Annotated in this window: 13 protein-coding genes; 12 read left to right on the top strand and 1 reads right to left on the bottom strand. The window is 74.0% G+C overall.

The genetic code is table 11. The annotated features are described in order from the left end of the window. Positions 1–13 precede the first annotated feature (13 nt). From EDF18_RS01115 to EDF18_RS01090, 6 genes are all read left to right on the top strand, one after another. Entirely contained in the window at positions 14–856 is an 843-nt protein-coding gene (locus EDF18_RS01115) for an undecaprenyl-diphosphate phosphatase (RefSeq protein WP_123545647.1), read from the top strand. Continuing rightward, the gene (mshC, locus tag EDF18_RS01110) at positions 853–2,112 is read left to right on the top strand and encodes a cysteine--1-D-myo-inosityl 2-amino-2-deoxy-alpha-D-glucopyranoside ligase (protein WP_123545646.1); all 1,260 of its coding nucleotides are present in this window, start codon (positions 853–855) and stop codon (positions 2,110–2,112) included. Before EDF18_RS01115 ends, mshC begins: the two co-directional genes overlap by 4 nt. An 86-nt stretch (positions 2,113–2,198) precedes the next feature. Continuing rightward, positions 2,199–3,530 (top strand): sensor histidine kinase, encoded by a 1,332-nt coding sequence (locus tag EDF18_RS01105; protein WP_123545644.1) that lies wholly within the window; start codon positions 2,199–2,201, stop codon positions 3,528–3,530. After that, positions 3,527–4,252: a response regulator transcription factor gene (locus tag EDF18_RS01100; protein WP_123545642.1), complete on the top strand. Its 726-nt coding sequence runs from the start codon at positions 3,527–3,529 to the stop codon at positions 4,250–4,252. Before EDF18_RS01105 ends, EDF18_RS01100 begins: the two co-directional genes overlap by 4 nt. Positions 4,253–4,370: 118 nt before the next feature. Further along, complete coding sequence (locus EDF18_RS01095) at positions 4,371–5,255, top strand: ABC transporter ATP-binding protein (RefSeq protein WP_123545640.1); 885 nt, start codon at positions 4,371–4,373, stop codon at positions 5,253–5,255. Continuing rightward, positions 5,252–6,382: an ABC transporter permease gene (locus tag EDF18_RS01090; RefSeq protein ID WP_123545638.1), complete on the top strand. Its 1,131-nt coding sequence runs from the start codon at positions 5,252–5,254 to the stop codon at positions 6,380–6,382. Before EDF18_RS01095 ends, EDF18_RS01090 begins: the two co-directional genes overlap by 4 nt. An 87-nt stretch (positions 6,383–6,469) precedes the next feature. On the opposite strand, the gene EDF18_RS01085 is transcribed toward EDF18_RS01090, so the two are convergent. Beyond that, complete coding sequence (locus EDF18_RS01085; protein ID WP_123547202.1) at positions 6,470–7,390, bottom strand: proteasome assembly chaperone family protein; 921 nt, start codon at positions 7,388–7,390, stop codon at positions 6,470–6,472. Between the two features lie 146 nt (positions 7,391–7,536). On the opposite strand from EDF18_RS01085, the gene EDF18_RS01080 reads away from it, so the two are divergent. The 6 genes from EDF18_RS01080 to tatA all read left to right on the top strand — a co-directional run bounded on the left by EDF18_RS01080 (position 7,537) and on the right by tatA (position 12,825). Continuing rightward, the gene (locus tag EDF18_RS01080) at positions 7,537–8,229 is read left to right on the top strand and encodes an HAD family phosphatase (protein ID WP_123545636.1); all 693 of its coding nucleotides are present in this window, start codon (positions 7,537–7,539) and stop codon (positions 8,227–8,229) included. 74 nt (positions 8,230–8,303) lie between these two features. Continuing rightward, complete coding sequence (locus tag EDF18_RS01075) at positions 8,304–9,353, top strand: tRNA (adenine-N1)-methyltransferase (protein ID WP_123545634.1); 1,050 nt, start codon at positions 8,304–8,306, stop codon at positions 9,351–9,353. Between the two features lie 67 nt (positions 9,354–9,420). Beyond that, entirely contained in the window at positions 9,421–10,350 is a 930-nt protein-coding gene (locus tag EDF18_RS01070) for an FKBP-type peptidyl-prolyl cis-trans isomerase (RefSeq protein ID WP_123545633.1), read from the top strand. A 74-nt stretch (positions 10,351–10,424) separates the two neighbouring features. After that, positions 10,425–11,483 carry a YafY family protein gene (locus tag EDF18_RS01065; protein WP_233568932.1) on the top strand — a complete coding sequence of 353 codons (1,059 nt, stop codon included), beginning with the start codon at positions 10,425–10,427 and terminating at the stop codon, positions 11,481–11,483. Next, complete coding sequence (locus EDF18_RS01060; RefSeq protein ID WP_123545631.1) at positions 11,480–12,454, top strand: YafY family protein; 975 nt, start codon at positions 11,480–11,482, stop codon at positions 12,452–12,454. Before EDF18_RS01065 ends, EDF18_RS01060 begins: the two co-directional genes overlap by 4 nt. A 113-nt stretch (positions 12,455–12,567) precedes the next feature. After that, positions 12,568–12,825 carry a twin-arginine translocase TatA/TatE family subunit gene (tatA, locus tag EDF18_RS01055; protein ID WP_123545629.1) on the top strand — a complete coding sequence of 86 codons (258 nt, stop codon included), beginning with the start codon at positions 12,568–12,570 and terminating at the stop codon, positions 12,823–12,825. Position 12,826 lies beyond the last annotated feature (1 nt).

Below are 12,826 nucleotides of genomic sequence, written 5' to 3'. Positions count from 1 at the left end.
AAGGGCACCCCGCGTGGAGCATCTCCTCCAGGCACTCCTGCTCGGCCTCGTCCAGGGCCTGACGGAGTTCCTCCCCATCTCGTCGAGCGCGCACCTGCGCCTCGTCGGCCTCTTCTTCTCCGACCCCGACGCCGCCGCGGCCTTCGACCCGGGTGCGACGTTCACCGCCATCACGCAGCTCGGCACCGAGCTCGCCGTCGTGATCTACTTCTGGGGCGACATCACGCGGATCGTGACCCGCTGGTTCCAGGGGATCACCGGGAAGATCCCCCGCACCGACCCCGACGTCCGGATGGGCTGGCTCGTCATCATCGGCACGGTCCCGATCGTGCTGGTGGGGTACTTCGCGCAGGAGTACATCCGCACCGTCTTCCGCTCGCTCTGGATCGTCGCGATCGTGCTGATCGTCTTCGGCGTGCTGCTCGGCCTCGCCGACCGGCTCGGCAAGAAGACGGCCCGCTTCGACGAGATGACCTACGGCCACGGCATCGCCGTGGGCGTCGCCCAGGTGCTCGCGCTCTTCCCCGGCGTCTCCCGTTCGGGCGCGACGACCACCGCCGCGCTGAGTCTCGGCTACACGCGCCCCGCAGCGGCGCGGTTCTCGTTCCTCCTCGCCGTGCCCGCGGTCTTCGGCAGCGGCCTCTTCGAGCTGGTCCAGAGCTTCAGCGAGCCCGGCCCCTACTCGCTCGGCGAGACCCTGGCCGCGACGGTCGTGGCGTTCGTCGTCGGGTTCGTCGTGATCGCCTTCTTCATGAACTACATCTCGAAGCGCAGCTTCCTGCCCTTCGTCGTGTACCGCATCCTGCTCGGCGGCGTCCTGCTGGTCCTGCTCGGCACGGGCGTGGTGGCGGCATGAGGTCCTGGAACGCGCCCACGGTGCCGAGCCTGCCGGGCGACGGGCCGCTGCCCGCCCTCTGGGACACGGCCACCGCCTCCTTCGTGACGACCCGGCCGGTCGACGGCGCCGCGACCCTGTACGTCTGCGGGATCACGCCCTACGACGCCACGCACCTCGGTCACGCCAGCACCTACCTCGCCTTCGACTCGCTCGTGCGCGTCTGGCGCGACGCGGGCCTGCGGGTGACCTACGCGCAGAACACGACCGACGTCGACGACCCGCTCCTCGAGCGCGCCACGGCGACGGGCGTCGACTGGCGGGCCCTCGCCGCGTCGCAGACCGACCTCTTCCGCTCGGACATGGAGCACCTCGCCGTCGTCCCGCCGGAGCACTACGTCGCGGTGACCGACGTCGTGGGAGACGTGGCGGACGCCGTCGCGGGCCTGATCGACTCGGGCGTCGCCTACCGGGTCGAGACCCCGGGCTCCGAGGCCGGCGACGACGTCTACTTCGACGTCCGCGGCACCGAGCGCGACACCTCCTGGCACCTCGGCCTCGAGAGCCGCTACGACGCCCCGACCATGGCCCGCTTCTTCGCCGAGCGGGGGGGAGACCCCGACCGCGCCGGCAAGCGCGACCCGCTCGACCCGCTGCTCTGGCGTGCGGCCCGTGCCGACGAGCCGTCCTGGCCGTCGTCGGTGGGCCCTGGCCGGCCCGGCTGGCACATCGAGTGCACCGTCATCGCCGAGCAGCACCTCGGCGCGACGGCCACCGTGGCCGGCGGCGGCAGCGACCTCGTCTTCCCGCACCACGAGATGAGCACCGCCCACGCGACGTCGATCACCGGCGAGCCGTCGGCCCGGCAGTGGGCACACAGCGGGATGGTCGCCTACCAGGGCGAGAAGATGAGCAAGTCGCTCGGCAACCTCGTCAAGGTGAGCGAGCTCGTCTCCGCCGGCCGGGACGCCCGTGCGGTCCGCCTCGCGATCACCGCGCACCACTGGCGGTCCGACTGGGAATGGCTCGACCAGGACCTCGTCGACGCCGAGGCGCGTCTCGCGCGCTGGGCGACCTGGGCGGCCGGCGTCGGGGCGCAGGAGGCGGGGGCCGGGACGACGCCGCTGCTCGCCGCCCTGCGCACCGCCCTCGCGGACGACCTCGACACGCCCCGCGCGATCCGCGCCGTGGACGACCACGTGGCCGCCGGCCGACCGGCGACCGCTGTCGACGTCGACGCCGTGGACGCGCTGCTCGGGATCGACCTGCGGCGCTGAGCCGTGCGGACTCCGTCGCCGTCGGCGTCGTCCTCGTCGTCACTGACGGAACCTCACGACACACGGTCCCTGACATACTGAACGGGATGTCTGCCCCCGACTGCCCCGCCGACGGGGACGAGACCGTCTGGCGACGTGGTGTCCTGACCCGCCGACAGGCCAGGGGCGACGTCTGGCTCGCGGCCGGCCTGCTCGGCCTCGGCCTCGTCACCCTCTGGCTCGCCTCGCTCGCCGTCGAGGGGTCGGAGCTCGAGGCCGCCGCTCCGCCCGAGGCGATCGGCTGGCTCCTCGCCCTGTGCGCCCCGACGGCGCTCCGACGACGCGCACCGGTGGCCGTCATGGTGGTCGTGAGCGCGGTCTTCATCCTCAGCCAGCTGCGTGGGTACCCCGACTCGACGACCCCCTCGATCGTCGAGTTCCTCGTCATCTACACGGCCAACGCCTGGGCGCGGTCGCGACGGGCCGCCCTGGTCGGCAGCGCGGTCGTCACGGCCGCCATGCTCGTCTGGCTCGGCGTCGCCGTGCTCGGCCCCCTCCAGCAGGGCGGCCCGATGCTCAGCTCCACCGTCGCGGCCGTCGTCTACTCGTTCGTCCTCAACCTGCTGTTCTTCGTCGCGGCCGTCTGGTTCGGCCGGTCGTCACGGGTGTCGTCCGCCCGTCTGCACGCCCTCGAGCGCGCGGGCGTCGACCTCCGTGCCGCCCAGGAACTCGTGGCCGACCGCGCGATCGGCGAGGAGCGCGCACGCATCGCCCGCGAGCTGCACGACGTCGTCGCGCACCACGTCGCCGTGATCGCCATCCAGGCAGGTGCGGCGCGACGCACGCTCCACCAGCCCGAGATCGCGAGCGGCGCGCTCGGCGCCGTCGAGTCCACGGCGCGCACCGCGATCGACGAGCTGGAGCGGATGCTCACCGTGCTGCGCGCCCAGGACGGCACCCTGCACGACGGCCCGACCGGGCTCTCCGCCCTCCCGCAGCTCGTGGCCGACACCCGCCGACTCGGCCTGGACGTCCGGTTCAGCACCCACGGCGAGCGCTTCGACGTGCCCGACAGCGTCGGCGTCACCCTGTTCCGGGTCGTCCAGGAGGCGCTGACCAACACCCTGAAGCACGCCTCGGCCGGCGTCGCCGACGTCCGCCTGCGATACCGCGACCGCGCCGTCGAGGTCGAGGTGACCGACGACGGGGTGGGCGGAGCCGCCTCCTCGTCGACGCAGCAGCACGGCTCGGCCGGTTCGGGCCTCGGTCAGCGCGGGATGCGCGAACGGGTCGACCTGCACGGCGGCGAGCTGCACGTCGGCCCGCACGCCAAGGGCGGCTACCGGGTCCGGGCCGTGCTGCCCGCCGTCCGCACGGCGACCGTCGCCGCAGCCGAGGACCCCGCCCGGCCCCGCACTCGAGAGGCACCCGCACGATGACCGTCGACGCCCCTGCCCCCCACGCTCCCGACCCCGACGCCACGCGCCCGGTCAGGGTCCTCCTCGCCGACGACCAGGACCTCGTCCGCGCCGGCTTCCGGATCATCCTCGAGACCGCTCCCGACGTCGTCGTCGTGGGCGAGGCCAGGGACGGCCTCGAGGCCGTGGCGCTGGCCGCCTCGACGTCTCCGGACGTGATCGTGATGGACGTCGAGATGCCCGGCATCGACGGGCTGGAGGCGACGCGTCGCCTCCTCGAGGCCGCGGCGCCCGGCGGCCCGGCCGTGCTCGTCCTCACGACCTTCGGCCGCGGCGAGTACCTGTTCCGTGCGCTGCGTGCCGGGGCCAGCGGCTTCCTGCTCAAGACGTCCAGCCCGGAGGAGCTGATCGAGGCGATCGCCGTCGTGCACCGCGGCGACGCGCTCCTCGCCCCCGAGCTGACCCGCCGGGTCGTCGCGGCCGCCATCGCCGAGGCAGTCGTGCCCGTGATCGTGCCGAGCCCTCGGCTCGCCGGGCTCACCGACCGCGAGCGCGAGGTGCTCGACCGCATGGCCACGGGATGCTCGAACGCCGAGATCGCGCGTGACCTGTTCCTCGGCGAGGCGACCGTCAAGACGCACGTGTCCAACGTGCTCACGAAGCTCGGGCTGCGCGACCGCACGGCCGCCGTCGTCTTCGCCTACGAGAACGGGGTCGTCGTCCCCGGCGACGGGCCCCGCTAGGGCGCCGGCTCCGCCGCCCGTCGGACGCGCCGGGTCTGCGCCGCCTCCTACGCTGGGGGCGACGGCCGACGACGGCTGACGCCACAGGGCAGCCCGGTGCTGCCCGGAGGGAGGGCCCGTGCTCCAGCTCGACCACGTCCGACGGTCGTTCGGCGGCCGGACCGCGCTCGACGACGTCTCGTTCGACGTCGCCGACGGGCGTCTGACCGGCTTCGTCGGGGCCAACGGCGCGGGCAAGACCACGACGATGCGCATCGTCCTCGGCGTGCTCGCCGCCGACTCGGGCGAGGTCCGGTGGGACGGCTCCCCGCTCGGCGACGAGGTGCGCCGCAGCTTCGGCTACATGCCGGAGGAGCGAGGCCTGTACCCGAAGATGACCGTCGTCGACCAGCTCGTCTACCTCGCGCGGCTGCACGGCGTCGGCCGAGCCGCGGCGAAGCGCCGCTCGCTCGAGGTGCTGGACCGGCTCGGCCTGGCCGACCGGGCACGGGACAAGCTCGACAGCCTCTCGCTCGGCAACCAGCAGCGTGTCCAGATCGCGGCGGCCCTCGTCCACGAGCCACGGATGCTGGTCCTCGACGAGCCCTTCTCCGGCCTCGACCCGATCGCCGTCGACGTGGTCGTCGCGGTGCTCCGTGAACGGGCGTCGGCGGGGGTCCCCGTGCTGTTCTCGAGCCACCAGCTCGACGTCGTCGAGCGACTGTGCGACGACCTGGTCGTGATCGCGGACGGGACCGTCCGCGCCGCCGGGCCGAGGCACGAGCTGCAGGCCCGGTTCGCCCGGGCTCGCTGGCGCATCGTCGTCGACGACGACGCGGGCTGGCTGCGCGACGAGCCGGGGGTGACGGTCGTCGAGCTCGACGGCCCCGTGTCCCTCGTCGAGCTCGCCGCCGGGGTCGACGACCAGGCCGTGCTCGCGGCGGGGCTGCGGCGCGGGCCGGTGCGCTCGTTCCACCCCGTCCTGCCCCGGCTCGCCGAGATCTTCGAGGAGGTCGTCCGATGACGCCCGTCCGACCCGTCGCCGGCCCGGCCGCCGACCGCCGCGGGGCTCGGGGGCTCCTGTGGGTCGTCGCCCGACGCGAGATGGCGGTCAAGCTGCGCGATCGCGCCTTCATCGTCAGCGGCGTCGTCATGCTCGTGCTCATCGGTGCCGCGCTCGTCGTCCCGGCCCTGCTGTCGGGCGGCCCCGACCGCGTGGCGGTGCTGGACGCGCGCACCGCCGACGTCGTCGAGGCGGCCGGCGCCGAGGCCGTCGCGACCTCGTCGGACGACGCGGCCACGGCGGCGGTCCGCTCGGGCGACGTCGACGCGGCCGTGCTGCCGGATGCGGATTCGCCGACCGGGCTCCGCGTCGTGGCCCTCGAGTCCGTCTCGTCGGTGCTCGTGCTGGGCGTCAGCGAGGCGTCGCCGGTCGAGCTGCTCGAGCCCGCCGACGCCGACCCGCTGGTCGCCGTCTTCGCGCCGCTCGCCTTCGGCATCCTCTTCATGACGACGTCGTTGCTCTTCGGCCTCAGCATCGCGCAGAGCGTGGTGGAGGAGAAACAGACCCGCGTCGTCGAGATCCTCGTCGCCGCGGTCCCGGTGCGCACGCTGCTCGCGGGCAAGGTCGTCGGCGCCGCCGCCCTGGCGATCGCCCAGACGGCCGTCCTCGCCGCGGTCGCGCTCGGGGGCCTGGCGCTCTCGGGCCGGGCCGACGCGCTGCCCGCCGAGCTCCTGCCGTCCCTGGCCGCGGCCGTCGGCTGGTACGTGCCGTTCTTCGTCGCGGGCTTCCTGCTGCTCGCGGGCATGTGGGCCGTCGCCGGGGCCCTCGTGTCGCGCATCGAGGACCTGGGCTCGACGACGACGCCGGTCCAGCTCGTCGTGATGCTGCCGTTCTTCGCGACCGTGTTCGTGAACTCGCCCGGCCCGGCCTTGACCGCGCTCTCGTTCGTCCCGTTCAGCGCACCGGTCGCGATGCCGGTGCGGATGGTGCTCGAGGGCGGGGTCCCGGTCTGGCAGCCGCTCACGGCCCTCGCGCTGCTCGTCGTCGGCGCCGTCGCGGTGGTGCTGGTCGCCGCGCGCCTCTACGAGGGGTCGCTGCTCCGCACGGGCGGCACGACCTCGCTCCGCCAGGCCTGGCGTCGGCGCTAGCCGACGTCGCGCGCGGACCCCACCTGGAGCACGCCCTGATCAATGGTCGGGGGCAGTGGGCCGTCGGCCGAGGGCCGGGGGCCGGGGTCAGGGGGCAGGCGGCAGGCGCGGGTCGTCCGGGCCCTTGCCGTCGTTCCGACGCAGGTAGCGCTCGAACTCCTCCGCGATCGCCTCGCCGCTCGCCTCGGGCGAGTCGACCGTGTCGCGCGCCTGCTCGAGCTGCTCGATGTAGCCGGCCATGTCGTCGTCGTCGGAGGCGAGCGCGTCGATGCCCTGTTCCCACGCGGCGGACTCGGCCTCGAGGTCGCCCCGGGGGATGCTGACGCCCGCGACCTCGTCGAGCTTCTCGATCAGCGCGAGGGTCGCCTTGGGGGAGGGCGAGGCGTGCACGTAGTGCGGCACCTGGGCCCAGATCGACAGGGTCGGGACCCCGGCGGACTCCACCGCGTCCCCGAGCACGGAGAGGATGCCGACCGGGCCCTCGTAGGTGCTGCGCTCCAGGCTCAGCTCGCCCCGCACCTCCTCGTTGTCGCTGCTGACGAAGACCGAGATGGGACGCGTGTGAGGCACGTCGGCGAGCATCGCGCCCAGGAACACGACGGCGGAGACGTCGTGCACGTCGATCAGGTCGACCACCTCGGCGGCGAAGCCGCGCCAGCTGCGCGAGGGCTCGGCGCCGAGCAGCACGAAGACGTCCGGGGCGTCGCCCGCGGGGCCGCCGGCGGGCGTCGAGGCCACCTCCGGGGAGGCGTGCAGCTGGATCCGGGGCCACACGAGGGCGCGGACCCCGTCGTCGTCGTACCCGACCTGGGGGCGGTTGAACTGGTAGTCGATGTAGCGCTCTCCGTCGAGCTCGGCGACCGGCTCGAGCGCGAGGGTGTCGACGATGCTGCGGGCGACGCCGCTGGCCGCCTCGCCGGCGTCGTTCCAGCCCTCGAACGCCACGACCAGGAGGCGGCCCGTCGCGAACGACGGCGTGCCGCTCACCGCCGACCCCTCGGTCGTCATCTCGTCGGGCACTGCGTCTTCACCGGGCACGGGATCCTCACCGGCCGGGCACGGTCCCCGGCGTCTAGCCCTCCACGATAGCCGTCCGACACCGTCGAGGAGGCGGCAGCGCGGTGGCCCTGACCGCTCCCGTAGACTCGTGCCCCGTGACCGACTCCCTGCCTGCCGCCGTCCTCTGGGACATGGACGGAACCCTCGTCGACACCGAGCCCTACTGGTTCGACTCCCAGGTCGACCTCGTCGCCTCCTTCGGGGGCACCTGGACGAAGGCCGAGGGCGACACCCTGATCGGCTCGGGCCTCTGGCACTCGGCCGCCGTCCTGCAGCGGCACGGCGTCGACCTGCCCGCGGACGAGATCATCGACCGGCTGACCACCGACGTGCTGACGCGCTGCGCCGAGCACGTGCCGTGGCGCCCGGGAGCCCGCGAGCTCCTCGCCGAGCTGCGGGCCGCCGGCGTCCCGACCGCGCTCGTCACGATGTCGATCCGTCGGATGGCCCAGTTCATGGTCGACGCGATCGGCGACGACTCGTTCGACGCCGTCGTGGCCGGCGACGAGGTCGAGCACAGCAAGCCGCACCCCGAGGCGTACCTGCGCGGTGCCGAGCTGCTCGGCGTCGACGTCGCCGACTGCGTCGCCATCGAGGACAGCGTCCCGGGCCTCACCTCGGCGATGGCCGCGGGCGCCGTCGCGCTGGGCGTCGAGCACGCCGCGCCGCTCGCCGACGACTCCGGCTACGTCCGCCGCGACACGCTCGTCGGCGTCGGCCTGGCCGACCTGCGCGAGATGCACGCCTCGGGCCGGCGCGCCCGCGACGCGCGCACCTCCGACTCCTGACCTCCCGGCGCCGCGTGCGCCGCCCCTCCCGCACCGCGGCCCCGATCCGGGCCCGACAGAGAGCAGCACCCACCATGACCGCCACCCGTCGACAGTCCGGCCCGTTCCTCGAGGGCGACAAGGTCCAGCTCACCGGCCCCAAGGGCAAGATGAACACCGTCGTGCTGACCCCCGGCGCCGTGTTCCACACGCACCGCGGCATGATCGCTCACGACGACCTCGTCGGCCTCCCCGACGGCTCGGTCGTGGCGAGCACGACCGGCGACGAGTACCTCGCCCTCCGCCCGCTGCTGAGCGACTTCGTCATGTCCATGCCCCGCGGCGCGGCCATCGTCTACCCGAAGGACGCCGCCCAGATCGTCGCCTTCGCCGACATCTTCCCCGGCGCCACGGTCGTCGAGGCCGGCGTCGGGTCGGGCGCCCTGTCGCTCTGGCTGCTCCGCGCGATCGGTCCGGAGGGGCGCCTCGCCTCGTTCGAGCGCCGTCAGGAGTTCGCCGACGTCGCCCAGGGCAACGTCGTGAGCTTCTTCGGCGCCGAGCCGCAGAACTGGACGGTCACCGTCGGCGACCTCGTCGAGGAGCTCGCCGCAGTCGTCCCCGACGGCACCGCCGACCGGGTCGTCCTCGACATGCTGGCCCCGTGGGAGTGCGTCGACGAGACGGCCGCCGCCCTCACGCCCGGCGGGCTCGTGATCTGCTACGTCGCCACGGCGACCCAGCTCTCGCGCGTCGCCGAGGCCCTCCGCGCGTCCGGCCAGTTCACCGAGCCCGACGCCTCCGAGACGCTCGTCCGGGGCTGGCACGTCGAGGGCCTGGCAGTCCGCCCGGACCACCGCATGATCGGGCACACGGGCTTCCTCATCACCGCCCGTCGCCTCGCACCGGGCGCGGTGCTGCCCCAGCTCAAGCGCCGCCCGTCGAAGTCCGACTACTCGGACGAGGACGTCGAGCTGTGGACCCCCGGCGCGCTCGGCGAGCGGTCGGCGAGCGACAAGAAGCTGCGCAAGACCGCGCGGCAGGCTCGCTCGGCGGCCGACAGCGCCGTCGCCGCGACCGAGAGCCTCGCCGAGACCGACGACGGTGTCGAGGCTGACGGCGACGGCCGGGCCGACGCGCCGCACTAAGCTGTCCTCCGCATCACCAGCGACCCGCCAGTCGCGGCCCCCGGCCGCAGCCCAGGAAAGAGCCTCCGTGCGCAAGATCCCCGCCCTCGTCGTGACCGTCGGCCTGCTGGCCTCGCTGACCGCGTGCGCGACGACCCCCGCGCCGGGCTCCGCCGGGTGCCCGCCCACGGGCGACGCCGCCTCGGTCGTCACCGCCACCGGCGCCTTCGGCGAGAAGCCCGACGCCCAGGTGCCGAGCCCGATCGTCACGACCGAGACGCAGGTCTCGACCCTGATCGAGGGCACCGGCGACCGCATCCTCGACGGCACGCCGGTCATCATCGACTACACCCTCTACGACGGCACCACCGGCGCCGAGGTCGAGGACTCGGGCTACGACGGCAGCCTGAACGCGCCCATCACCGTCGGCGGCAGCGCCCTGGCTCCGCTCGCCTCCGCCCTCGAGTGCTCACGGGTGGGCTCGCGCGTCGCCGTCGCCATCAAGGCCTCCGAGCTGTCGGCGTCGGTCAACGGCGGCGCCGGCGCCACCGACGACGCCCCCGACGCGGCGTACGTCGCGATCGTCGACATCCGCCAGTCCTTCCTCGCCAAGGCGAACGGCCGCCCCGTGCTCGGGGCGCAGGGCATGCCCGCCGTCGTCCGCGCCCCGGACGGCGCCCCCGGCGTGACGGTCCCCGCGTCGGAGGCCCCCACGTCGCCCGAGTCGCACCTCGTCCTCGACGGCTCCGGCCGCGAGCTCGCCGCGGACGACACCGCCGTCGTGCAGTTCACCGCCGTGACGTGGGCCTCGCCCTCGACCGTCGCGACCTCGTCGTGGACCGACGGAGGGTCGGCCACGTCGCTGCCGCTCGCGGACGAGCAGATCCCCGGCCCGATCCGCGACGCGCTCGTGGGCACCGCGATCGGCTCGCAGGTGATGGTCGTCGTGCCCGCCGACGAGACGGCCGGCGCCCCTCAGCCGCTCGTCTACGTCTTCGACGTCCTGGGCGCCCTCTGACCCGCCGTCCCGTGTCGCCCCGCCGTCCCCTCCTCCGGGCCGCGGGGCTCGCGGGCGTGTCCTAGGATCGACCCGTGGCAGCCGTCCGCGCTCCGCGCATCCCCGTCGAGGAACGCCTCTTCAGCCTCGTCCTCGCCCTCCTCGCGACCGACGCGGGCCTGACGAAGACCGAGGTCCTGTCCACCGTCCAGGGCTACCGGCAGAAGTACGTCGCCGGCGGCGACAACGCGGCCCTCGAGCGGCAGTTCGAGCGTGACAAGGACGACATCCGCGAGCTCGGGGTGCCCCTCGAGACCGTCGACGACCCTGCCGCGGCCGGTGACAACCACCTCCTGCGCTACCGCATCCTCCGCGGCGACTACGAGCTCCCCGTCGACATCTCCTTCTCGCCGGAGGAGACGGCGCTGCTCACGCTCGCGGGCATGGTGTGGCGCGAGGGCACCCTCTCGGCCGAGTCCCGCCGCGCGCTGCTCAAGCTGCGGTCCCTGGGAGGCGCGGCGAGCGTCCCCGAGCTCGCCTACGCCCCGCGGGTCCGCAGTCGCGACGCCGCCTTCGAGCCGCTGCGCACCGCCCTCGATCGCGGCGTCGTCGTCCGCTTCGACTACCTCAAGCCGGGGGAGGCGGCGCCCCGTCGTCGAGAGGTGGCGCCCTTCGCGCTGGTCCAGCACCAGGGCCGGTGGATGGTGTCCGTCGTCGAGCCCGACACGTCGTCGCGCAAGAACTTCCTGCTGTCGCGCATCGTCGGCCCGGTGACCGTCACGACGAAGGCGTTCGCGCGCCCCGCGGACGCCACCGCCGACTCCGCGCTGGAGGGCCTCGACCGGCTGTGGGAGCAGAACACGGCCACCGTCCGCGCCGCCCCGCACTCGGACGCTCGCACGCGCCTCGGCGCACGACGCGGCACAGTGCAGGGCGACGACGACGTGCTGCTCGTGCACTACAGCGACCGCCAGGTCCTGGCCGAGGAGCTGACGTCGTTCGGGCCCGAGGTCGTCGTGCTCGCGCCCGACGACCTGCGCGACCTGGTGGCGTCGCGCCTCCGCGACCTCGCTGCGGACCATCCCGTCGACGCCGCCCCGGGCCGTTCCTCCGCGGGCTCCCGTGCCGCCACGAGCGGGGGAGCAGCCTCGTGACCGACCGCCGACCTGCCCTGCACGCGACCGACAAGCTCGCGTTCCTGCTCTCGCTCGTGCCCTGGCTGATCGACCACGAGCGCGTCAGCGTGGCCGAGGCCGCCGCGCACTTCGGCGTGGGCGTGACCGACATCCGCCGCGCGGTCGAGCTGATCGCCGTGTCGGGCATCCCGGGGGACACCGCCCAGTACCAGCACGCCGACCTCTTCGACATCGCATGGGACGACTTCGAGCAGAACGACGTCATCGTCCTCACGAACCTCGTGGCCATCGACGACACGCCCCGCTTCTCGGCACGGGAGGCGGCCGCGCTGATCGCGGGCCTGCAGTACCTGTCGTCGCTGCCGGAGAACGCGGACCGCGGGGCCGTCGCCTCGCTGATGTCGAAGCTCTCCCGCGGCGCCTCGGGCGAGCCGAGCCAGGTGGCCGTGGCCCAGGAGGGCACGAGCGAGGTGCTGGCCCTCGTCCGCGACGCCGTCGAGCGCGGGGTGCAGCTCGAGTTCGACTACGCCGGCGTCCGAGGGCAGGTCGAGCGGCGCCGCGTCGACCCCCTCCGGGTGGAGTCGCTCGACGCCGACTGGTACCTGCGCGGCTGGGACCACCTCAGGGAGGCGCTCCGGACGTTCCGCCTGGATCGCATCGCGTCGCCTGCCCTCACCGACGCGCGAATCACGCACCGCGCCTCCGACCTGTCGCTGCCCGACACCCTCTTCGAGGGCTCGCCGGACGACCTCGACGTCGTCGTCGAGATCGACGCGGCGGCGGCGCCGCTCCTGGACGACTACCGCCCCTCCGACGTCGAGGACGCGGGGGAGGGTCGCACCCGCCTCACCCTCCGGGTCGGCCACGTGGGCACCGTCGCCCGTCTCGTGAGCGGTCTCCCGGGCCGCGCCCGCGTCGTCGCGCCGGACGAGGCACGTCGTGCCGTCGCGAGCTGGGCCGCCGAGGCCGCCGCCCGGTACGACGCCTGAGCCGCCCGGCCGCCGAGTCACCTCGGGTCGCTCGACGTGGCCCCGACCGCCAGGTCCCGTCACAGGCGCCGGGTTACACTGGGGACTCCCCTTCCCGCTAGGAGACACCCCTCATGCTCGGAAACCTCACCGGCTGGCACCTGATCATCATCCTGGCGATCATCCTGCTGCTGTTCGGCGCCCCCAAGCTGCCCGCCCTCGCGAAGAGCATCGCCCAGTCGATGCGCATCTTCAAGAACGAGATCGGCGACGACAAGAAGTCCGGCGACGACGACGTCGCCCGCAGCTCGGCGACCGACAGCACCGTGCGCCGCGACGCCGACGTCCCGACCGTCCGCCCCACCAGCGGCGACGACCACCTGAAGAACTGAC

This window comes from Frigoribacterium sp. PhB107 (genome assembly GCF_003751515.1).
Lineage (GTDB): Bacteria > Actinomycetota > Actinomycetes > Actinomycetales > Microbacteriaceae > Frigoribacterium.
The sequence above is the reverse complement of the archived record's forward strand: the minus strand, read 5'-3'. Positions and strand labels throughout refer to the sequence as shown.